The sequence below is a fragment of the Mesorhizobium sp. B2-5-11 genome (genome assembly GCF_006440835.1).
In the GTDB taxonomy this organism is placed as follows: domain Bacteria; phylum Pseudomonadota; class Alphaproteobacteria; order Rhizobiales; family Rhizobiaceae; genus Mesorhizobium.
The window spans coordinates 104506-126105 of record NZ_VFUK01000001.1 but is presented as its reverse complement, the minus strand read 5'-3'; the positions used below and the strand labels follow the sequence as shown (position 1 = coordinate 126105).

The window sequence follows — 21600 nt, the reverse complement described above, 5'->3', positions numbered from 1 at the left end:
TCCAGGCTGAACTTGGTGGTGCGCCGGCGACGTCGAGGTGCCCGGCAGCGGCCAAGGCCGCCGGCGAGCAGCGCCTATTGCAACGTCCGCGCCGCGAATGGCATGGAATGGTCGTGCGCCATGCCGGCATCGGCATCTTCCACGCCGAGCCCGCGGTCGAGGCCGGTGGCCACCACCGAAACCCTGAACCGGCCTTCCATGCTCTTGTCGAAGATGGCGCCGACGATGATGTCGGCGTCTTCATAGACCTCTTCACGGATTCTCGTGGCGGCCTCGTCGACCTCGAACAGGGTCATGTCGCGGCCGCCGGAAATCGAGACCAGCACGCCCTTGGCGCCCTTCATCGACATTTCGTCCAGCAGCGGGTTGGCGATGGCGGCTTCCGCCGCCTTTATCGCCCGGCTATCGCCTGACGCCTCGCCGGTTCCCATCATGGCGCGGCCCATGCCGCGCATCACCGATTTGACGTCGGCGAAGTCGAGGTTGATCAGGCCTTCCTTGACGATGAGATCGGTGATGCAGCTGACGCCGGCATAGAGCACCCGGTCGGCGATGACGAAGGCATCGGCGAATGTGGTCTTGGCGTCGGCGATCCGGAACAGGTTCTGGTTGGGGATGACGATCACGGTGTCGGCGCTTTCGCGCAGCCGCTCGATGCCCTCTTCGGCCATCTGCATGCGGCGCCTGCCCTCGAAAGTGAACGGCTTGGTGACGACGCCGACCGTCAGGATGCCTGCCTTGCGCGCCGCCTGGGCGATGACCGGCGCGGCGCCGGTTCCGGTGCCGCCGCCCATTCCGGCGGTGACGAAGCACATGTGGGTGCCGGCCAGATGGTCCATGATCTCGTCCAGCGATTCCTCGGCCGCGGCGCGGCCGATCTCGGGAAGCGATCCGGCGCCCAGCCCTTCGGTTACATGCGCGCCGAGTTGGATCAGCCGCGTCGCCTTGGACATGGTGAGCGCCTGCGCGTCTGTGTTGGCGGCAATGAATTCGGTGCCCTGAAGCTGCTCGGCGATCATGTTGTTGATGGCGTTGCCGCCGCCGCCGCCGACGCCGACAACGGTGATCTTGGGTCTCATCTCGGAGATCTCGGGCTTCTTGAACTCGGCCATGCCTCTTCTCCTTCGCCAGTCGCTCGCGCTTCACGCCCCGCCAGATCGATCACACCGCAAAACGGCAATCGACGCAGAGCGGCGTGACGAATCAGTCCGCTCGGATGGGTGTCCCAAAAAGCCAGAGAGCGGCCAGAGGTGCAAGTGCGGGGAAGGTCAAGATTTGTGATAGGGACGTTTCATATCCCCACGACGGCCGCGCATGCCCGAGAGTGATGCCGGCATCCCGGCTTCACCTGCGCGCGCCGAGCCCGATGCCGAGCCTTGGCTTTCCACGCTCTTGCCTCTATGTTTCGGTCGCAGATCGCGCAACTGGTTTTGAAATGCCTCCCGACATCCCAGCTAATGACTTGAATAAATAGGGAAACATCCCGGCTGCGGCCAGATATGGATCCCGAAAACTCACAAGCCATTTTTACCAGGGACAGCGCGGCCGATCAGGGCTCGGGCACCTTCGAAACCAGAGGTTGGAAATTGGGCGATGCAATTGCGGATGTTCTGAACTGGCTTGAGGGCCGAAACGACATCCAGAGCCTGAGGGCCGCGGTGTGCGACCTCAACGGCATCATGCGGGGAAAACGCATCCCGGTCGAGCAGGCGCGCAAGGCGCTGGAGGGCAAGCTGCGCATGCCCTATTCGCTGATCGGGCTGGACATCTGGGGCGAGGATATCGAAGGCAACGCGCTGGTGTTCTCGACCGGCGACGCAGACGGATTGTGCCAATGGACAGGCCGCGGCATCCTTCCGGTGAACTGGACGGCCCATCCGACCGCCCTCATCCCGCTCTGGCTCGCCGACGAAGGCGGCGCACCGTATCTCGGTGATCCCCGGCGGGCACTGGCCCGTATCCTCGACCGCTACAAGGCTTTGGGCCTGACGCCTGTGGCCGCCACCGAGCTCGAATTCTATCTTGTCGACCCGCAATCGCAGCGACCGGTCGGGCCTGTCTCGCCGGTCACCGGGCGGCGTCTGGATTCCGACGCGGCACTGTCAATCGACGAGATCGACGACTTCGAGGCCTTCATCCACGACATCTACGAAGCCTGCCGGGCACAAGACATTCCCGTCGATACCGCCATTGCCGAGAACGGCGTCGGCCAGTTCGAGATCAATTTGAACCATGTCGCGGACGCGCTGCGGGCGGCCGACGACGCCGTCCTGTTCAAGCGCACGGTGAAGGGCATTGCCCGCAAGCACGGCTTTGCCGCCTGCTTCATGGCCAAGCCTTATGGCGACCGAGCCGGCAACGGCTTCCACGTCCATTTCAGCCTTGTCGACGCCAACGGGCGCAACGTCTTCGACGACGGCACCGACCAGGGCTCCGGCATTATGCGCCACGCTGTCGGCGGACTGCTGGCGGCGATGGCCGAGAGCACGCTGGTGTTCGCGCCGCATTTCAACTCCTACCGCAGGCTCCGGCCGAGATCCTACGCGCCGACCGCCGTCGCCTGGGGTTACGAGAACCGCATGGTCGCGATCCGCATTCCCGGCGGCCCGACTGGTGCGCGCCGGATCGAGCATCGCGTGTCGGGAGCGGACGCCAATCCCTATCTTGTGCTTGCCGCCATACTGGGCGCGGCACTGGTCGGCATCGAAAGGCAGATGTCACCGGGCGACCCAACCGGGAATGATGGGCAAGGCCTTGCCCCGGCCAAGTTGCCGCCGGACTGGGCATCCGCGATCGCGGCCTTTGAAAGCGGGACGCATGTGGCGGAGATCTTCCCGGCGATCCTGCGCCACTCTTTCATCGCCTGCAAACGCCAGGAACTGAATACATTCGCGCTCAACGTCAGCGACTTCGAGATCGAGACCTATCTCGAAAGCGTCTGAGGCTGCGCTGACCGACAGCAGCGGCGTCGGTTCAGCACGACCTTCGAACGCAAGGGCTTGCGGTGCTGTCGCTGACCGGGCATAAACATGATCTTTTCTATCATGTTTATGCCCGGGATAAGCAGAATTGACCTTCGTCGCGCGCATGGAGAGCCGGATTCAGGGATTTGCCGTGATCGGCGAGCTGAAATGGCACGTCTGGGACGGCGTCGTCGCCGACCTCTGGGATGTCTCATGCGGTGACAATGCCGAGGGTTATTACGTCTCTCCCGACCCCCGGCTGTTCGTCGCTCTCGATATCGACGGCGACGGTGCCTTCGTCGTCGAAGGCGCCCAGGGCGAACCGCGCCGCCACAACCAAGCGTTTTCCATAGCCTATATACCGGCCGGGGTGCCGATCCGCGGCCGCGTCGAAGGACTCAAACGGATCAGGCATCTCGACCTTCATTTCGACGCGGCGACACTGACCCGTCGCTTCGGCCGCAGCCTCGATCGCGATGCCTTGCAGATATCGCGCCTCCAGTTTCGCGATGATCGGATCGCTACGCTTGCCGGGCTTATCGCCGCTGAATGCGGCAGCGAGTGGAACCTGCATGATCTTTATGGCGAAGGTCTGCTCAACGCCTTGTTCGCATGCCTTTTCCAGATAGACCGGCCAAGTGCCGCCAGGCGCCGGTCGCCCCTGCCCCGCCGCAAACTGCGCCTCGTCACAGATTACATCGACGCCCACTGCCTGGACAGGATCCGCCTTGCTGATCTTGCCGCGCTGACCGGCCTGTCCGAAACCGCGATGAGCCATGCCTTCAAGGCAGCAACGGGCGTGCCGCCGCATCGCTGGCAGATGCAGGCGCGGATCGACAGGGCAAAGGCGATGATGGCGCATGAGGCTGCCTCGCTTGGCGACATCGCCCAGGCCACCGGCTTCTTCGACCAGGCGCACCTTACCCGCGTGTTCAAGTCCGTGGTCGGATTGACCCCGGGTGCGTGGATGAAGAGCGCCGGCCGCCGGTGACATTTCCGCAACACGGCACCGCGATATCAGTGGTTTGGACAAGAATGGACAAGCCGCCCAAATCAGTCCAATGACCCGTTGATAAGTTGAGGTAAACCATCAAGTATCTCAACGACGACAGGCGGGGACTTTCCTGATGAGCAGAATTTACCGGATCAAGGCGCTTCTGGCGGCTGGCGTCGCCGCTGCCGCGACGATCCCGCCAATGCCGGCGTTCGCGCAGACGGCGCAATCCAGCACCCAGCTCGAACCGGTCGTGGTCGAGGGCGAGGCCGGAGACAGCGCGACCGGGCCGGTCGACGGCGTCGTCGCCAAGACAACCAGAACCGGCTCCAAGACAGCGACCGACATCAAGGAGGTCCCGCAATCCGTCTCAGTGGTCGGACGGCAGGAGATCGAGGATCAGGGTGCACAGAAAGCTGACGAGGCGCTGCGCTACACCGCCGGCGTCTTTGCCCAACCCTTCGGTCCCGACAGCGACACCAACTGGATGTACATTCGCGGCTTCGATGCAACGGCCACCGGCACCTACATGGATGGCCTCCAGCTGTTCAGTTATGGTTTCGGCGGTTTCTATGTCGACAGCTTCGGCCTTGAGCGCATCGAAGTGCTGAAGGGGCCGGCCTCGGTGCTTTATGGCGGCAGCAATCCGGGCGGCCTGGTCAACTATGTCAGCAAGCGCCCGGATTTCGAACGCACGCGCTATGTCGAAACCGGCATCAACGATGCCGGCAATGTCTATCTCGGCTTCGACATCGGCGATGTCGCCAGCAACGGCACGGTCAGCTACCGGATGACGGGCAAGGTCGCCGGCGGCGATACCTACAGCGACCTGCAGAACGGCTGGCGCGGCTTCATCTCGCCGAGCATTAGCTGGAAGCCAGACGAAGCGACCACGCTAACCATACTGGCCAATTACAGCCACATCGACGAGAACCATAATGGCGGCAGCTTCCTGCCCTACGATGGCACCGTGGTCGATCACATTGTCGGCGGCGTGAACTATGGCCGCATCGATCCCGATGCGAACTTCACGGAGCCGAGCATCGATCTCTACAAGCGCGAACAGGACTCCCTCGGCTACGAGTTCGAGCACACGTTCGACAACGACTGGACCGTTCGCTCCAGCGCCCGTTTCACCGCCGCCGACATCGACGAGGTCAGCGTCTATCCGAACGGCTGGTCAACCATCGGAGGGCCGACCGAGCTGGCGCGCATCAATTTCGATCACGACACCACGGCCAAGACGTTCCTCGCCGACAACCAGATCGAAGGCAAGGTGGCAACCGGTGCGATCGAACATACGATCCTCGCTGGCGTCGATTTCAAATATTACAACATCGACCAGGTACAGTCTTCCGGCCTCTACGATCCCAATTATGACAATCCGATCGACGCTTTCGATCCGGTGTACGGTTCGCCGCTGACGCCTCGCGTCAGCTATCTCAATCAGGACCTGACGCAGAAGCAGCTTGGCTTCTATGCACAGGATCAAATGCGCTTCGGCGATGGTTGGCTGGTGACACTGAACGGCCGCTACGACCGTGGCTGGCTCGAAGCCGACAACCGCCCGACCTATTACTCGGCGGGCTCCAGCACGCAGAGCAGCACGGTTGGCGACTTCTCCGGCCGCGCCGGCCTGGCCTATGAGTTTGCCAACGGCGTAACCCCCTATGCCAGCATCGCCACCTTCTTCAATCCGATCATCGGCACCGATGCGATGGGCAATCTGTTCAAGCCGGAAGAGGGCACGCAATACGAAGTCGGCGTGAAATACGTGCCGACTTTTGTCGATGGCCTGTTCACCCTGTCGCTGTTCGACCTGACCCGCCAGAACGTGCCGTCGAATGTCACTCCCTTCACCCAGATGCAGACCGGCGAGGTGCGTTCACGCGGCGTCGAACTCGAAGGCAAGGTGAACGTGACGGAGGATTTCCGGGTTACCGGTGCATTCACAGCTTACGACATCGACATCACCAAGGACGCCAACCCGGCGCTCATCCGCAAGACGCCTTTCATCGTGCCGGAAGTGATGGCTTCCGCATCGGTCGATTACACCTTCCGTGGCGACTGGTATGACGGCATCTCGATTGGCGGCGGTTTGCGCTATATCGGCTCCTCATGGGCAGACAATGAGAATACATCGAAGGTTCCGGCGGTAACGCTGGCCGACCTGAAGCTCGGCTACGAGAAAGAGAACTGGGGCGTCGACCTCAACATCACCAACCTTTTCGACAAGAGCTATGTGTCGAGTTGCCAGACAACGCTCACCTGCTCCTACGGCGAAGGCCGCTCCTTCAAGCTGAAGGCGCACACGAGTTGGTAGTCATGGACCGAACCCACCGGCGATGATCCATCCGCCCAACAGACGGCAGGTGCTTGCGCTAACGGCCGCGGCCTTGCTGCCGCCGGTTGCCGGCAGGACTGCGACCCCAAATGTTGCCGCGATCGATTGGGGCATGCTGGAAACGCTTCTGGCGCTCGGCGTCGAGCCGGCGGCGGCGACCGAACTGATCCAGTTCCGCAGGATTGCGGTCGAGCCTGCCGTTCCCCAAACCGTGACCGATCTCGGACTGCGCGGCACGCCCAACTACGAGCTGTTGCGCATCGTCGCGCCGGACCTGATCGTCATCTCCAATTTCTACGAGTACCAACGTCCGATTCTGGAACGCATAGCGCCGGTGTTCGCGCAAACCGTCTACGAGGCCGGAGTACCGCCCTACGCTCTTGCCGAGGCAGCGACGCTGGCGCTGGGCGAGAAGCTCGGACGACCGGCCGAGGCGAAGCGTTACCTCGACGAAACCGCCGACGACATAGCGCGGCGTCGCGCCGCCTTGCCAACCAGGTCCGCACGGCCGGTCTTTGTCATTAGCCTCGGCGACTCCAGGCACTTCCGCGCCTTCGGCCGGGACTCCATGTTCGGTGACGTGCTCACGCGGCTCGGCCTGGTCAATGCCTGGTCCGACGAGACAAGTTACAGCGCGGCAGCACCCGTTGGCCTGGAGGCGCTGGCGCGGGTGCCCGAGGCCTCCATCCTGATCGTCTCGCCCTTGCCGGCGGACGTCGGGCGCTCGCTTCCCACCAATGCCTTGTGGAACGCGCTGCCGGCCGTGCGCCAGGGCCGCGTCGCGGTGCTCGAAGCCATCAACCATTTCGGCTGCCTGCCGTCGGCCCGCCGCTTCGCGCGCCTGGCGACGGCGGCGCTTGCGGGTCATGCTTCGTGACGGAGCGCGCTGTGGCCCGAAGCGAGATACCTCACCGCACCATCGGCGGCGCGCTGTCGCCCATCATCCTGTGGGGCCTGCTCGCGGGGCTGGCCGCACTCTTGTTCGCATGGCGCGTCGGCATGCAGCAGCCGGCATCGGTGCCGGGCGATCTCCGCCATGTCATCCTGTTCTACAGCTCGCTGCCGCGCGCCGTCGTAGCGGTGCTGGCGGGCGCCGTGCTCGGCCTGTCCGGCCTGCTGTTGCAGCATGTGCTGCGCAATCCGCTGGCGGAACCATCGACGCTCGGCATTTCGGGCGGCGCGCAACTGGCGATGACGCTCGCCTCGCTTTACGCGCCGTTGCTGATGGAGCGATCGCAAGGGCTGGTGGCCTTTGCCGGCGGCACCGCCGCTGTGCTGCTGGTGCTGGCGTTGACCTGGCGGCGCGGGCTGGAGCCGGTGTCGGTCGTGCTCGCCGGAATGATGGTGGCGCTGACCGCGAGTTCCGTCAGCGCCGCGCTGATCCTCGCCAATGGCGATTACCTGTTCTCGCTGTTCATCTGGGGCGGCGGGTCGCTGGTGCAGCAGGATTGGCGACCGGCCATCGCGCTGACGATCAGGCTGGCGGCCGGCGCCGCCGCGGCGCTGATGCTGGCGCGGCCGCTGACCATCCTTGGCCTCGACGACGCCTCGGCTCGCGGCCTTGGCGTTGCCCGCCACACCAGCCGCTTTCTCATCATCGCTCTTGCGGTATGGATGGCAACGACGGTCGCGGCGCAGATCGGCGTCATTGGTTTCGTCGGCCTTGCCGCGCCGGCGCTCGCCATGCTTTCGGGCGCGCGCACCCTGCGGCAGAAGCTGATCGCCGCGCCGCTGATCGGCGCGGTACTGCTGTGGCTGACGGACGGGCTGGTCCAGCTGGCCGCCGGCTCCGGCGGCGAGCGTATTCCGACCGGCGCGGGAACCGCGCTTCTGGGCGGCCCACTGCTGCTGTGGCTGCTGCCGCGGTTGCGCATGTTCGAATGGCCGCATCTCGGTTCCAATGGCGTGACGCCGCGCAAGGCCCGCCGTCCGTGGCTCATCATCCTCGTCTTGCTTGCGCTCACATTTGCCGCCGCCTTGGCCCTCGTGGTCGGGCGCGGACCGGCTGGGTGGTCGATCGCCAGCGGCGACCTGCTGGCCGATCTTGTCTCCTGGCGCGCGCCGCGTGTCGGCGTGGCCGCGGCCGCCGGCGCGATGCTCGCGGCGGCGGGCGTGGTCATCCAGCGCGTTACCGGCAACCCTCTGGCGAGCCCCGAAGTGCTTGGCGTCGGCACCGGCGCGGGCGCCGGTCTGACCGCCGTGCTGACGGTCAGCGCAACGACCGGGCTCGGCTGGCAGCTCGCCGGCTCGGCCGCGGGCTCACTGGCGGCACTGGCCGCCATGCTGGCCATCGCCGCCAAGGCAAAGTTCGGCGCCGACCGATTGCTGCTTGCCGGCATTGCCATGAGCGCACTGTGCAGCGCGCTGATCACCGCGACGATCGCGATGGGCAATACACAGTCCTATGTGCTGTTGCGCTGGCTGAGCGGTTCGACCGGCCAGGCGACCGCCCTGGACGCAGCCGTTGCACTGGCCTGCCTGTTGCCACTGACGCTGCCGCTTTTTCTTGCCGCGCGCTGGCTGGACATCCTGCCGCTCGGGGCCGACAGCGCGCGCGGACTTGGCGTGCCCGTAGCCGGCGGGCGGCTGATGCTGGTCGTCGTCAGCGCGCTCCTGACCGCGCTGGCCGCTTTGATCGTCGGCCCGTTGAGCTTCGTCGGCCTGATCGCGCCACACCTTGCCCGGCTCCTCGGCTTTTGGCGCGCACGCATTCATCTTGCCGGGGCGATGCTTCTGGGCGCCTTGCTGATGACCATATCGGACTGGCTGTCGCGCATGGCGGCCTTCCCGTACGAACTGCCTGTCGGCCTGTTCGCCTCACTGCTCGGCGGGCCGTATCTCGTCTACCTGCTTGCCAAGGGCGTGCCTCGTCAGGGCTGACGCGGTCCGGGCATGTCAGGAAGACCATTCGGCCTTCAGCACCGAGACCGCCGCCTCGCTGTTGTGGACGTAGTCATTGGCGTCCGGCTGCTTCTGCACCAGGAGGATGAACAGAAGGTCGGTCAGCGTCAGCTGCGCATCGCGCGCGGTGATGGACGATGAGCGCGCACGCTCCTCGTCGGCGATGGTGTAGAGGCAGATATCGGCAACGCGGCTCAGCGGATTGTCGTGCAGGCCGGTGACCGCGATCACCATGGTGCCGCGCTTGCGGGCAAGCTCGGCGATGCGCAGAGTTTCGATGCTGGCGCCCGAATGGGAGAGCGCGAACAGCACATCGTCAGGCCCGAGCGTCGAGGCATTGGCCATCTGGATATGGCTGTCGCTGTCATGCAGCACATTGCGGCCAAGCTTCATCAGCTTGTAGGAGAAATCACGCGCCACCAGCGAGGAGGCGCCGACACCGGCCAGATGTATGCGGCGCGCACCATCCAGCAGTTCCAGCGCCCTGGAGATGATCCGCTCGCTGTTGGCGGCGACGGTCCGCTCCATCGACAGAAGCTTGCTGCCGATCAGCTTCTTCAAGATGACCTGATAGCCGTCGCCGACCTCGATCGAACCGTGGATCATACCGGCCGGCACCTGCCATTCCCGCGCCTTGGCTTCGCTGACGGCGAGCTTGAGCTCCTGGTAGCTGGCATAGCCGAGCTTCTGGCTGAATTTGACGACGCTCGACTGGCTGCGCCCGATCTCAGCCGCAAGAGCAGCCGTCGACAGCCGCAGCATCTCCTCGGGATTTTCGACGATGTACTGGCCGATCTCACGATCGCCGGGCGCCATGCCGTCGAGCTTGGCATTGATCCTGTTCAGAACGGACATGATTCCCCTTGCGCTTTGGCGTCCAGCCGCACGGCCAAGGAATAATTTATTCCAATTTCGATTGACAGCCAAGAACGCGGAATTAATTCTCAAGCGGGCCGGATTGAGCTCGGGAACAGCTTTCGAGAGCGCCGCGCCCGGACGCGGCCCGGCGCACAAGGTTTCAGCCATGGACAGACTGCGCATCGTCGGCGGGCAAAGACTGCAAGGCGCGGTCACCATATCGGGCGCCAAGAACGCCGCTCTGCCGCAGATCGCGGCGGCGCTGCTCAGTCCCTACCCGCTCGAACTGACCAACCTGCCCGATGTGACCGATGTCGAGAACATGCTCGGCGTGGTGCGGCTGCACGGCGCCAAGGTGACGCGATCGGCCCATGCCGCGACGATCGACACCAGTGCCGCCGTTTCCAGGGAGACGTCCTACGACACCGTCAGAAAGATGCGCGCGACGGTGCTGGTGCTGGCGCCGCTGCTCGCCCGTTTCGGCCATGCGCGGGTTTCGCTGCCCGGCGGCTGCGCGATCGGCGCGCGGCCGGTCGACATGCATGTCGCCGCACTCGCGGCGCTGGGCGCCCGCATCGCCATCGAGAACGGGCTGATCGTCGCCTCGGCGCCGAACGGGCTCACCGGCACGCGCATCGTGCTGAGCTCGCCATCGGTGGGGGCGACGGAAACCGCCATGATGGCGGCGGCCACGGCCAAGGGCGAAACCGAAATCCTCAACGCGGCGCGCGAGCCGGAGGTGGCTGACCTCGCCGCTTGCCTCAACGCGATGGGCGCGCGCGTCGAAGGCGCCGGCACGCATCGCATCCTGATCGCCGGCGACACGGACTGGCGCGCGGCCAGGCACGACATCATTCCGGACCGGATAGAGGCCGGCACCTATGCCATCGCCGCGGCGATCACCGGCGGGCAACTGGAACTGACGCATGCCCGGCTCGAGCACATGGCCTCGGTGGTGCAACTGCTGGAGGCGACCGGCGTCGGCGTCTGGCCGGGCGACCGCGGGCTCATCGTGTCGCGCGAGCGGCCGTTCAAGGCCGCCGACGTCACGACGGAACCCTATCCGGGCTTTCCGACCGATCTCCAGGCGCAGTTCATGGCGCTGATGTGCTGCGCGCAGGGCGCGTCGCTGCTGCGCGAAACCATTTTCGAGAACCGCTTCATGCATGTTCCCGAACTGATGCGGCTCGGCGCCAACATCAAGCTGCAAGGCACCACCGCGCTGGTGCGCGGCGGCGAGAAACTGCATGGCGCGCAAGTCATGGCCACCGATTTGCGCGCCTCGGTGTCGCTGGTGCTGGCGGCCTTGGTCGCCGAGGGCGAGACGACCATCAACCGGGTCTATCATCTCGACCGTGGCTATGAGCAACTGGACCGCAAGCTGCGTCTGTGCGGCGCCGACATCGAGCGGCTGAGCGCATGAACAACGGCCGCTCCGATTATTTTCTCGGCGTCGACGGCGGCGGAACCGGCTGTCGCGCCCGCGTCGAGGATGCCGAGGGAACCGTGCTGGGACAAGGCCTCTCCGGTCCGGCGTCGACGCGGCTCGGCATCGATACGGCCTGGGCGTCGGTTGCCAAGGCCTTTGGCGCGGCGATCGAGGAGGCAGGGTTCGGCGCGGCGGAAAGCGCCCGAATTCACGCCGGCATCGGCCTTGCCGGGATCGGCCGCAAGGGCGCGCTGGAGGCGCTGCGGGCGATCGCGCATCCCTTTGCCAGCATCGATTTCGTCAGCGATGGCGTCGCCGCCTGCCTCGGCGCGCATTCGGGCCAGGACGGCGCCATCGTCATCGCCGGCACCGGTTCGATCGGCCTCGGCTTCGTCGAGGGCCGCGACCTGCGCGCCGGAGGCTATGGCTTTCCGATCTCCGACGAAGGCAGCGGCGCCGATCTCGGGCTGAAGGCCGTGCAGCTGGCGTTGCGCGCCCATGACGGCCGGCATGAGCGCACGGCACTGCTGGCGGAAGTCATGCAGCGTTTCGAGAACGACCCGATGCAAGCCGTGGCCTGGATGGACCGCGCCAGCGCCACCGACTATGCGGCCCTGGCGCCGATGGTGATGCGCCACGCCGACCAAGGCGATCCGGCAGGGCGGCGCATCGTGCAAAAGGCCGCCGAACAGATCGACACGCTGGTGCGGGTTCTGTTCGAAAAAGGCGCGCCGCGCGTGGCCCTGCTGGGCGGGCTCGCCAGTCCGCTCGAACCATGGCTCGCACCCGACGTTCGCCGGCGCCTGAAAGCCGCCGATGGCGACGCGGTTTCCGGGGCGATCATTCTTGCCCGCAGGTCACTCGGCAAGCATTAGCGCGGCAGGAATAATTTATTCCATCTTTCCGTTGACGGAACGAATATTGAATTCTAAGACGTTAACGAAACGGGGTAGCATAACGAAATACGCGTGTGCCGGAGCCAAAGAGGAACCACTTCCGAACAGGCTGAGCGGCCTGATTTTTGAAAGCACTGATTTGAAAGCACTGGGATGAGCGAGCAAGGTTTGATGTCCGAGCTGGACCGGCTGGTTTCCGAAGGCCGGAATCCGCGGACCATGGACATCGACCTGCTGCCGACGATCGATGTGCTGCGCAAGATCAACGACGAGGACCGGGTGGTTCCGGCAGCGGTCGAAAAGGTGCTGCCGGACATCGCGGCCGCGGTCGACCGCATCGTCCTCGCCTTCCAGAAAGGCGCTCGGCTTATCTATATGGGCGCCGGCACCAGCGGCCGGCTGGGCGTGCTCGACGCCTCGGAATGTCCGCCCACTTTCGGCGTGCCGGAAGGCATGGTCGTTGGCCTGATCGCCGGCGGGCCCGACGCGCTGGTGCGCTCGACCGAAGGGGCCGAGGATGATCCCAAGATGGGCGCCAGGGCCTTGCAGGACATCAAGCTCACCCCGGACGACGTGGTGGTCGGCATCGCGGTCAGCGGGCGCACGCCCTATGTGATCGGCGGGTTGAATTATGCCAAGCAGGTGGGGGCAACGACGGTCGCCCTGTCCTGCAATCCGGCATCGACCATAGCAGGCATTGCCGACATCGCCATCTCGCCGGTCGTCGGTCCCGAGGTGCTGACCGGCTCGACGCGGCTGAAATCCGGAACGGCGCAGAAGCTGGTGCTCAACATGCTGAGCACGGCCTCGATGATCCGCATCGGCAAGAGCTACCAGAACCTGATGGTGGACCTTAATCCGTCCAACAGGAAACTGGCCGCCAGGGCAACCAGGATCGTGATGCAGACCACAGGCTGCACGGCGGCGCAGGCGCGCCACGCGCTCGGCCGGACCGGCAACGACGTGAAGCTGGCGATCCTGCTGACCATCACCGGGCTTGAGGTCGAGGAGGCGCGCGCAGCCCTCGCCAAGGCAAGGGGTTTCCTGCGAAAGGCAATCAGCGACGAGACGCATGAAGGCGCTTGAGACCAGACGGCGTGAAGCTGCTTTACACAAGACGGCGCGAAGCCGCATAGACTGGGCCGATAGTCCAAAGCGCGTGTGTCTTGGAAGCGGTCCGCAGAAACTGCAAGGGCATCGGGTTCAAGCAAAGATGGGAGACGAGAATGGTTCACCTCACAAGAAAGCTGCTGTCGGGCATCACGCTGGCAGCCATGCTCGGCATCGCCACGGTCTCGACGCAGGCGGCGACGCTGCACATGGCCTGGTCGCAGGACGCAACGGGACTTGATCCGCACAAGCAGACGGCCTTTTCCTCGCTGCGGCTCCTGGAGCTGATCTATGAGCCGCTGGTGCGGGTCGATGCCAGCCTGCAGATCATCCCGGCCATCGCCACGTCCTGGGAATTCTCCAAGGACGGCAAGGAGCTGACCTTCAAGCTCGATCCCAAGGCGAAATTCCAGGACGGCGCTGCCGTGACCTCGGCCGACGTCAAGGCGTCTTTCGAGCGCATCCTGGACGAGAAGACAGGCGCCGCCGCCCGCGCCAACTTCCTGTCGATCGCCAGCATCGACACGCCGGACGTTGGAACCGTCGTGTTCCATTTATCGCAGCCCGACGCGCCGATCCTGACGGCGATGAGCGACATCAACGCGGCCATCGTGCCGGCGGCCGAGATCAAGGCCGGCTCGATCGGCACCAAAACGGTCGGCTCCGGCCCGTTCAAGCTCGATAGATGGGACCCCAACGCCAAGGAAGTCTTGAGCGCCAACAAGGAATGGGCCGGCGGCGCGACCGGCGTCGACGGTATCGAAATCAGCGTGCTGCCCGATGAAGCGGCGATCCTCGCCGCCATGCGCACCAAGCAGGTCGATTTCGCGCTGCTCAACGATCCGCTCGTCGCCACGCTGGTGCCGAAGGAGGCTAGCCTGCAACTGAACCGCGCGCCGGTGCTGGCCTATAACGTGCTGCAGCTCAATCCGTCACGCAAGCCGATGACCGAACTCAAGGTGCGCCAGGCGATCTCCTGCGCCATCGACCGGCAGGAGGTTCTGGACACCGCCGCGCTCGGCGAAGGCAAGGTCACCGGACCGCTGACCATCCCAGCACTTGCGACCGATCCCAGCCAGCTCTTCTGCTACAAGCGTGATGTCGAGAAGGCCAAGAAGTTGATGGCGGAGGCAGGCTTTGCCGACGGCTTTTCGGCGACCGTGATCGGCGCCACCGGCGAGCCGCCGACGGCGGCGGCAGAAGCCCAGGTCATCCAATCGCAGCTCGCCGAGATCGGCGTCAAGCTCGACATCAAGATGATGGAGCTCAACGTCTATGTCGACGCCTGGCTGAAGGGCGATTTCGACATGGCGATCGCGCTCAATGGCGGCCGCGCCGACCCCTACACCATGTACAACCGCTACTGGACCAAATCAGGCAATCTGCAGAAGGTGGCCAACTACATCGACGATACGCTGGACAGCCTGATGCAGAAAGGCCGCGCCGAGACCGATCCGGCCAAGCGCAAGGCGATCTTCACCGAGTTCGAGAAGCACCTCGCCGAAGTCTCGCCCTGGATCTGGCTCTACACGTCCTACAGCTATACCGCCCAGCAGAAGAACGTCGCCGGGTTCGTGCCGACGCCGACGGGCACGCTGTTCAGCCTCAGCAAGGTTACCATCCAGCAGTAGCCGTGGGCGGCCCTGGAGACGGATGATTTCAGGTTGAATCGACCTGAAATCTGAATCCGCCTCTAGATCAAAGGGATAGAGCATGATGTCGTCCGAAAACCGCTTCACACTCGGCATCATGCTCTAGACGAGAGGTCTTCTTCGCGTGAACTATCTGATGCGACGACTTGCGGCGTTTCCTCTCGTCCTGCTTGGCGTGTCGATCCTGGTCTTCGTGGCGATCCGGATGGTGCCGGGCGATTCGATCACCGCGATGCTGGGCACCGAAGCCGGCCTGCTGACGCCGGCACAGCGCGATGCGCTCGCCGCCTATTTCGGCATCGACCAGCCCTGGTTCGTCCAGTACTGGCGCTGGATCGGCGGCATCCTGCACGGCAATTTCGGCATCTCCGTCACCTATGGTAGGCCGGTATTGGACGTCATCCTCGAGCGCTTCCCGCTGACGCTGGAACTGGCCGTGCTGTCGATGATCATCGCACTCGCCGCCGGCATGCCGGCGGGCATCTACGCCGCCACGCATAGTGAGAAACTGTCCGACCTCGGTGTGCGCGTCGTCGCTATGATCGGCCAGTCGACGCCGAGCTTCGTGCTCGGCCTTTTGATCATCTACGCGCTGTCGGCCGGCTTCGGCGTGCTGCCGGCCATGGGCGAATTCGCGCCGCTCTGGCAGGATCCCTTGCGCAATCTCAGCCAATTGATCCTGCCTGCCATCACGCTCGGCTTCGCCTTCGCCGCATCGGTCACCCGCATCTCGCGCTCGGCCATGCTCGACGTGTTGAGCGACGACTATGTGCGCACCGCCCGCAGCAAGGGCGCCTCGGCGCGCAGCGTCATCTGGCGGCATGCGCTGCCCAACGCGCTGATCCCCGTGGTGACGCTGAGCGGCATCGAGTTCGGCTATCTCCTGGGCGGCGCGGTCATCGTCGAGCAGATCTATGCCCTGCCCGGCCTCGGCCGCATGGTGCTCGACGCCATACTCCAGCGCGATTACGCGCTGGTGCAGGGCAGCGTGCTGTTCATCGCCTTCAACTTCATGATCGTCAATCTCCTGGTCGACCTCGCCTATGTCGCGCTCGATCCGCGCATCCGGCTGGACGAGCAGTGATGCGCATGCTGCGCGCCATCTTCGGGCACGGCAGCGGCCGTGTCGGCGGCGTGATCGTCGGCGTCTATCTCCTGGTCGCCATCCTCGGCCTGTTGGGACTGACCCCGCACAATCCGATCACGCAATACCGGGTCGACCGGCTGCATGCGCCCAGTGCCGCCTACTGGATGGGCACCGACCTGTTCGGCCGCGACGTGGCGAGCCGGCTGATGGCGGGCGTCGGCCAGTCCTTCACCGTTGCCTTTCTTTCGGTCGCCTTCGCCGCGCTTGCCGGCACCGTGCTGGGGCTCGCCGCCGCCTGGCTCGGGCGTCGCTGGGACGGCGTGCTGATGCGGATCATGGATGTGCTGCTGGCTTTTCCTGCCATTCTTCTGGCGCTGCTGATCGTCACCGTTGCCGGACCGGGCACATGGACCAGCGTGGTCGCCATCGGCATCGTCTATACGCCGATCTTCACACGCGTGGTGCGCGGCCCTGCTTTGTCGCTCAAGGCGCGCGAATTCGTCGACGCCGCGCGCACCTTCGGCAGCAGCTCCAGCTACATCATCACGCGGCACCTGCTGCTCAATCTGATCGCGCCCTTGACCGTCCAGGTGACGCTGGCGCTCGCCTGGGCATTGCTGACCGAGGCTGGCCTCAGCTTCCTCGGTCTCGGCACGCAGCCACCGGCCGCCTCGCTCGGCCTGATGCTGAGCGACAGCCGCAATCTGATGGAAACCGCCCCATGGCTGATGATCTTCCCGGGCCTGGCGATCATGATCAGTATTCTGGGCTTCAACCTCTTGGGCGACGCCTTGCGCGACATCCTCGATCCCAGAATGCGGAGAGCGCTCGCATGATCCCGCTTCTGTCGGTCCGCGATCTGCGCGTCGGCTTCGGCCGCCACCCGAAAGCCAATGAGGTGGTGCGCGGCGTCAGCTTCGATCTCGCCGACGGCGAAACGCTGGCCATTGTCGGCGAAAGCGGCTCGGGCAAGTCCGTCACCGCGCTGTCGATCAACCGTCTCATCGATTTCGGCGGCGGCCGCATCACCGGCGGCGCCATGACGCTGAAACGGGCCGACGGCAGTCTCTTCGACCTGACGACCGCGACCGAGCGGCAACTGACCGGGATTCGCGGCGCAGAGATCGGCATGATCTTCCAGGAGCCGATGACCTCGCTCAATCCTGTGCTGACGATCGGCACGCAGATCGAGGAATCGTTCCGGCTGCATCGCGACCTGACCGGCCGGCAGGCCACGGCGGCGGCCAGGGACGCGCTCGACCGAGTGCGCATCCCCGATGCGGCAAGGCGGCTGAAATACACACCCAACCAGCTGTCGGGCGGCATGCTGCAAAGGGTGATGATCGCCATTGCGCTCGCCTGCAATCCGCGTCTGCTGATCGCCGACGAACCGACCACGGCGCTCGATGTGACGGTACAGGCGCAGATCATGGCGCTGCTTGCGGAGCTCAAGCAGGAAAGCGGCATGTCGATGATCTTCATCACCCACGACATCGGCCTTGTCGCCGGGATCGCCGACACTGTGATGGTGATGCAGAACGGGCAGGCCATGGAACAGGGCGAACTGAACCAGGTCCTCGACAGGCCGCAGCACGCCTACACGCAGCATCTGTTGCAGGATGTGCCGCATTTCGCCCACGGCCGCGCGACACGCACGGACGGGCAGCGCGACAAGAACGCAAGGACGGACCCGGCCCTTGAGGTCAACGGCCTCGTGGTGCGGTTTTCGCTCAAGAGCAGTTTCTTCAGCCATGCCAGCGGCGCGGTGCACGCCGTGGACGGTGTCGACTTCGACCTGATGCCGGGAGAGACATTGGCCATTGTCGGCGAGAGTGGCTCGGGCAAATCAACCACCGCGAAAGCAGTCCTTGGGCTGGTGCGCTCGACGCGCGGCAGCTTCTCGGTCGGCGCCCGGACGGCCTCGGCAAAGCACGGCGCCAAGCCCGTGCAGATGGTTTTCCAGAATCCCTACGCTTCGCTCAACCCGCGGCTGAGCATCGAGAGCATCCTGGCGGAGCCGGTGATCGCCAATGGCGGCCGGGCGGACGCCGAAACGCGAGCCAGGATGGCGAGCCTGCTGGAGCGCGTCGGCCTGCCGCAGAACAGTTTGCAGCGCTATCCGCACGAATTCTCCGGAGGCCAGCGGCAAAGGCTGTGCATTGCCCGCGCGCTGATGCTCAACCCGTCGGTCGTCGTTCTGGATGAAGCGGTTTCCGCCCTCGATGTTTCGGTTCAGGCCAAGGTGCTGGAGCTGCTGGTCGACCTGCAGCGCGAGTTCGGGCTGGCCTATCTGTTCATCTCACACGATATGGCTGTCGTCGAGCGGATCGCTCATCGCATCGCCGTCATCTATGCCGGCCAGATCGTCGAGATCGGAGACGCGGCCTCGGTGCTGTCGGCGCCGAAACATTCCTACACGAAGAAGCTCATATCAGCGGTTCCGGCCATCGACCGGCGGCATGAGCGTTTCGAGGTCGACACACGCCAGGTGCCTTCCCTGGTGCGCCCGCAAGGGTTTGAGCCGGCGCCGGCGAGATGGGAGGAATTTGGGGTAGATCATATGGCGAGGGTGGAAGGGTGATGCATGGTGCCCTGGGCTCGGTTAGGTCGGCGGGACAGCACCCCCCTCTGTCCTGCCGGGCATCTCCCCCGCAAGGGGGGAGATCGGATGTCGCCTCGGCTTTCGCCAATCTCCGATGTTGGAAGGCTGGCGGGACATCAACTCTGCCAATCTCCCCCCTTGCGGGGGAGATGCCCGGCAGGGCAGAGGGGGGTGTGACGGAACTCGGCCTTTCAGGAGGCCCGCATTGACCAACCTCGCCCAGATCTTCGACCGCGCGTTCCAACCACTCGCAGCGGCAGTTGCCGCCAAGCGCATCCCCGGTGGCGTGCTCGGCATCGTTGACAGGAATGGCGACCGCATCACCAGGGCGATCGGCTCAGCCCAACTCGTGCCTAAGCAGCGACCGATGCGTGAGGAGACCTGGTTCGACCTGGCATCCCTGACCAAGGTGATCTTCACCACGCCGCGCATTCTGGCGCTGGCTCAGGACGGTGCCATCGATCTCGACGCACCACTCGTCTCGGTGCTGCCGGACCTTCGCCAATATGACGCGAGTGCCTGGGAGCGGAAGGTGACGTTTCGCCAGTGCCTCGGGCACCAGACGCCCTTCCCGGCCGTCGAACCGATCTACACTTACGGGCGCGACCCCGACTTGCTGCGCGCCTTCATCCTGCAACGGGAATGGCGGGCCCGCGATCCGGTCTATTCCGACATCAATTTCATCCTGCTCGGTTTTGCGCTCGAGCGGCTGTCGGGCAAAACCATCCGCGACATGGAGCCCGGTCCGGGCTTTGCGTGGTCCGCCGAGCCAGATCTCGCCGCTGCAACAGAAGACTGCACCTGGCGCCATCGGGTTCTGTCCGGCGAGGTTCACGACGACAATTGCGCGGCGCTGCAAGGCGCCGGCCATGCCGGCCTGTTCGGCACGGCGGCCTCGGTGCTCGATTTCGCCCAAGGGCTGCTGGACGGCGCATCCGAACGGTCGATCGCGCTGATGCGCACGCCCTTGTCCGCTACCCGCACCCACGGTTGGGAGCGTCCTTATGACGGCTGGTCCGGCGGCGCCTTGTGCAGCCCGCAAACGATAGGCCACACCGGCTTTACCGGTACGGGGCTGTGGATCGACTTCGACAAGGGAAAGGCCTGGACCTTGCTTACCAACCGGATCCATCCGACACGTCACTTCGACAGCGGAATCGTCGCGCTTCGCCAAGCGGTCGGCGATCTCATCAATGGAGTTCGATAATGGAATCCATCTGGGCCGTCGGCCTGATGACCGGCACCGTGCTGGACGGCAACATCGATGTCGCCCTGATCAAGACAGATGGCGAGCGCATCGACGATTTCGGCACCTACCGGCTGATGCCCTACCCCCCGTCGATCCGCTCGCTGCTGGAAGAGACGCTTAAGCAGGCGCGGGGCTGGAATTTTGCCGGACCGGAGCCGGCGATCTTCCGCGAGGCCGAGGAGGCGCTGACGCGCGCGCAATCGGCGGCGGTCAGGGAGCTCGTCGAAGGCCATGGGATGACAATGGCGGATATCGGCGTCGTCGGCTTCCACGGCCAGACCGTGCTGCATCGCGCGCCGCAAATCGGCAGGCTCGGACAGACCCGGCAGCTCGGCGACGGCGAGTTGATGCATGCGATCCTCGGCACCAAGGTCGCCTATGATTTCCGCTCTGCCGACATGCGCGCCGGAGGACAGGGCGCGCCGTTGGCGGCCGCCTATCACACCGCGCTGATGCGCAGCGCCGGCGCCAGTGGCGAGGTAGCCGTGCTCAACCTAGGCGGCGTCGCCAACATCACCTGGTGGGACGGCGGCGACAATGTCGTTGCCTTCGACACCGGCCCCGCCAACGCGCCGCTCAACGACTTCATCAAGTCAAAGGGGCTCGGCGAAATGGACCGCGACGGCGCGCTTGGCCGGGGGGGAACGGTCGACGAAGCCCGGCTCGCCAAGCTGCTGCAACACCCCTATTTGACCAAACCCTATCCGAAATCGCTGGACCGTTTCGACTTCGGCGCCACCATGGCGGATGGCCTGAGCGCCGAGGACGGCGCCGCGCTTTTGACCGCCTTCACCGCCGCCGCGGTCGGCAAGGCACTCGATCTTCTGCCGAGCCGGCCGAAAAGACTGGTGGTCAGCGGCGGCGGCCGCCACAACCCGACGATGATGGCAATGATCGCCAGCCGCGCCGGTGTCGAGGTGGTGCAGGCCGAAAGCCTCGGCTGGAGCGGCGACGCGGTGGAGGCGGAGTGTTTTGCCTTTTTGGCGGTGCGCGTGCTGCGCGGCCTGCCGATCAGTTTCCCCAGCACGACGGGCGCGCCGCAGCCGATGCGCGGCGGACGGCTGGCCGGTTGATCAGCCCGCCGACAGTTTTTTCTGCAGGAAGACGCGGCTGCGGCCGACGGGGAAATCGGCGAGTGTTCCGAAGGGCTGATAGCCCTGGCGCCGATAGACCCTGGCGGCGTTGGGGTTGAAGGTGTCGATCCAGGCGTTCTGGCAGCCGCGCGCCATCGCCTCCTTCTCAGCCGCGTCCAGCATCGTGCCGGCCATGTGCCGACCGCGCAGCCTTTCGTCGACCCACAGCCATTGCACGTAAAGCCAGCCCCAGGCGGTGTAGCCCGAAATGCCCGCGACAATCGCGCCGGCTTCATCACGCACGAACACCGCAAGGGCCTTCCTTTCGGAAGCGCCGACATCGCCGTCGTTGAACGCCATCAACCGCTCGCCGAGAAAGGCGAGCTCCTCGGGCAAGGGGGTTGCCGTCGTTTCAAGTGTCGTGATCATGGCTCATCCGAAA

17 protein-coding genes are annotated in these 21600 nt (G+C 65.0%); 14 read left to right on the top strand and 3 right to left on the bottom strand.

Going from position 1 to position 21600, the window contains the following annotated elements:
* Positions 1-74 precede the first annotated feature (74 nt).
* The gene (gene ftsZ / locus FJ490_RS00605) at positions 75-1112 is read right to left on the bottom strand and encodes a cell division protein FtsZ (protein WP_140728100.1); all 1038 of its coding nucleotides are present in this window, start codon (positions 1110-1112) and stop codon (positions 75-77) included.
* Between the two features lie 474 nt (positions 1113-1586).
* Here ftsZ and FJ490_RS00600 point away from each other — a divergent pair, with 474 nt between their 5' ends.
* The 5 genes from FJ490_RS00600 (at position 1587) to fhuB (ending at position 9181) form a co-directional block, all read left to right on the top strand.
* Positions 1587-2942, top strand: a complete 1356-nt coding sequence (locus FJ490_RS00600; protein ID WP_140728099.1) for a glutamine synthetase family protein — start codon at positions 1587-1589, stop codon at positions 2940-2942.
* A gap of 127 nt (positions 2943-3069) precedes the next feature.
* Positions 3070-3954, top strand: a complete 885-nt coding sequence (locus tag FJ490_RS00595) for an AraC family transcriptional regulator (protein ID WP_181165159.1) — start codon at positions 3070-3072, stop codon at positions 3952-3954.
* Between the two features lie 136 nt (positions 3955-4090).
* Entirely contained in the window at positions 4091-6280 is a 2190-nt protein-coding gene (locus FJ490_RS00590) for a TonB-dependent siderophore receptor (RefSeq protein ID WP_140728098.1), read from the top strand.
* A gap of 49 nt (positions 6281-6329) precedes the next feature.
* Positions 6330-7178 (top strand): ABC transporter substrate-binding protein, encoded by an 849-nt coding sequence (locus tag FJ490_RS00585; RefSeq protein WP_224680222.1) that lies wholly within the window; start codon positions 6330-6332, stop codon positions 7176-7178.
* 11 nt (positions 7179-7189) lie between these two features.
* Positions 7190-9181 (top strand): Fe(3+)-hydroxamate ABC transporter permease FhuB, encoded by a 1992-nt coding sequence (fhuB, locus tag FJ490_RS00580; RefSeq protein WP_210239456.1) that lies wholly within the window; start codon positions 7190-7192, stop codon positions 9179-9181.
* Positions 9182-9196: 15 nt separating this feature from the next.
* On the opposite strand, the gene FJ490_RS00575 is transcribed toward fhuB, so the two are convergent.
* Positions 9197-10057 (bottom strand): MurR/RpiR family transcriptional regulator, encoded by an 861-nt coding sequence (locus tag FJ490_RS00575; protein WP_140497745.1) that lies wholly within the window; start codon positions 10055-10057, stop codon positions 9197-9199.
* A gap of 169 nt (positions 10058-10226) precedes the next feature.
* Between FJ490_RS00575 and murA the strand changes: the two genes are divergently transcribed.
* The 9 genes from murA (at position 10227) to FJ490_RS00525 (ending at position 21158) form a co-directional block, all read left to right on the top strand.
* Positions 10227-11483 (top strand): UDP-N-acetylglucosamine 1-carboxyvinyltransferase, encoded by a 1257-nt coding sequence (gene murA, locus FJ490_RS00570; protein ID WP_140728097.1) that lies wholly within the window; start codon positions 10227-10229, stop codon positions 11481-11483.
* Entirely contained in the window at positions 11480-12364 is an 885-nt protein-coding gene (locus FJ490_RS00565) for an N-acetylglucosamine kinase (RefSeq protein ID WP_140562070.1), read from the top strand. Before murA ends, FJ490_RS00565 begins: the two co-directional genes overlap by 4 nt.
* Positions 12365-12538: 174 nt before the next feature.
* Complete coding sequence (murQ, locus tag FJ490_RS00560) at positions 12539-13471, top strand: N-acetylmuramic acid 6-phosphate etherase (protein ID WP_140623650.1); 933 nt, start codon at positions 12539-12541, stop codon at positions 13469-13471.
* Between the two features lie 140 nt (positions 13472-13611).
* Entirely contained in the window at positions 13612-15126 is a 1515-nt protein-coding gene (locus tag FJ490_RS00555) for an ABC transporter substrate-binding protein (protein ID WP_140728096.1), read from the top strand.
* Between the two features lie 145 nt (positions 15127-15271).
* Positions 15272-16231 carry an ABC transporter permease gene (locus tag FJ490_RS00550; RefSeq protein WP_140663190.1) on the top strand — a complete coding sequence of 320 codons (960 nt, stop codon included), beginning with the start codon at positions 15272-15274 and terminating at the stop codon, positions 16229-16231.
* Positions 16231-17070, top strand: coding sequence for an ABC transporter permease (locus tag FJ490_RS00545; protein WP_140555523.1), 840 nt, complete (start codon positions 16231-16233; stop codon positions 17068-17070). Before FJ490_RS00550 ends, FJ490_RS00545 begins: the two co-directional genes overlap by 1 nt.
* On the top strand, positions 17067-18815 hold the full coding sequence (locus FJ490_RS00540) for an ABC transporter ATP-binding protein (RefSeq protein ID WP_140663195.1): 1749 nt from the start codon (positions 17067-17069) through the stop codon (positions 18813-18815). Before FJ490_RS00545 ends, FJ490_RS00540 begins: the two co-directional genes overlap by 4 nt.
* Positions 18816-19041: 226 nt before the next feature.
* The gene (locus FJ490_RS00530) at positions 19042-20043 is read left to right on the top strand and encodes a serine hydrolase (RefSeq protein ID WP_140497727.1); all 1002 of its coding nucleotides are present in this window, start codon (positions 19042-19044) and stop codon (positions 20041-20043) included.
* Entirely contained in the window at positions 20043-21158 is a 1116-nt protein-coding gene (locus FJ490_RS00525) for an anhydro-N-acetylmuramic acid kinase (protein ID WP_140497724.1), read from the top strand. The genes FJ490_RS00530 and FJ490_RS00525 overlap by 1 nt, the downstream gene beginning before the upstream one ends.
* On the opposite strand, the gene FJ490_RS00520 is transcribed toward FJ490_RS00525, so the two are convergent.
* A complete protein-coding gene (locus FJ490_RS00520; RefSeq protein ID WP_140663198.1) occupies positions 21159-21587 on the bottom strand; it encodes a GNAT family N-acetyltransferase in 429 nt (142 codons plus the stop codon).
* Positions 21588-21600 lie beyond the last annotated feature (13 nt).

Excerpts from the sequence above, each read along its gene's own strand:
- murQ (WP_140623650.1), top strand. The coding sequence starts at position 12,539 with ATGAGCGAGCAAGGTTTGATGTCCGAGCTGGACCGGCTGGTTTCCGAA.
- FJ490_RS00565 (WP_140562070.1), top strand. The coding sequence starts at position 11,480 with ATGAACAACGGCCGCTCCGATTATTTTCTCGGCGTCGACGGCGGCGGA.
- FJ490_RS00545 (WP_140555523.1), top strand. The coding sequence starts at position 16,231 with ATGCGCATGCTGCGCGCCATCTTCGGGCACGGCAGCGGCCGTGTCGGC.
- FJ490_RS00555 (WP_140728096.1), top strand. The coding sequence starts at position 13,612 with ATGGTTCACCTCACAAGAAAGCTGCTGTCGGGCATCACGCTGGCAGCC.
- ftsZ (WP_140728100.1), bottom strand. The coding sequence starts at position 1,112 with ATGGCCGAGTTCAAGAAGCCCGAGATCTCCGAGATGAGACCCAAGATC.
- FJ490_RS00540 (WP_140663195.1), top strand. The coding sequence starts at position 17,067 with ATGATCCCGCTTCTGTCGGTCCGCGATCTGCGCGTCGGCTTCGGCCGC.
- FJ490_RS00525 (WP_140497724.1), top strand. The coding sequence starts at position 20,043 with ATGGAATCCATCTGGGCCGTCGGCCTGATGACCGGCACCGTGCTGGAC.
- murA (WP_140728097.1), top strand. The coding sequence starts at position 10,227 with ATGGACAGACTGCGCATCGTCGGCGGGCAAAGACTGCAAGGCGCGGTC.
- FJ490_RS00520 (WP_140663198.1), bottom strand. The coding sequence starts at position 21,587 with ATGATCACGACACTTGAAACGACGGCAACCCCCTTGCCCGAGGAGCTC.
- FJ490_RS00575 (WP_140497745.1), bottom strand. The coding sequence starts at position 10,057 with ATGTCCGTTCTGAACAGGATCAATGCCAAGCTCGACGGCATGGCGCCC.
- FJ490_RS00590 (WP_140728098.1), top strand. The coding sequence starts at position 4,091 with ATGAGCAGAATTTACCGGATCAAGGCGCTTCTGGCGGCTGGCGTCGCC.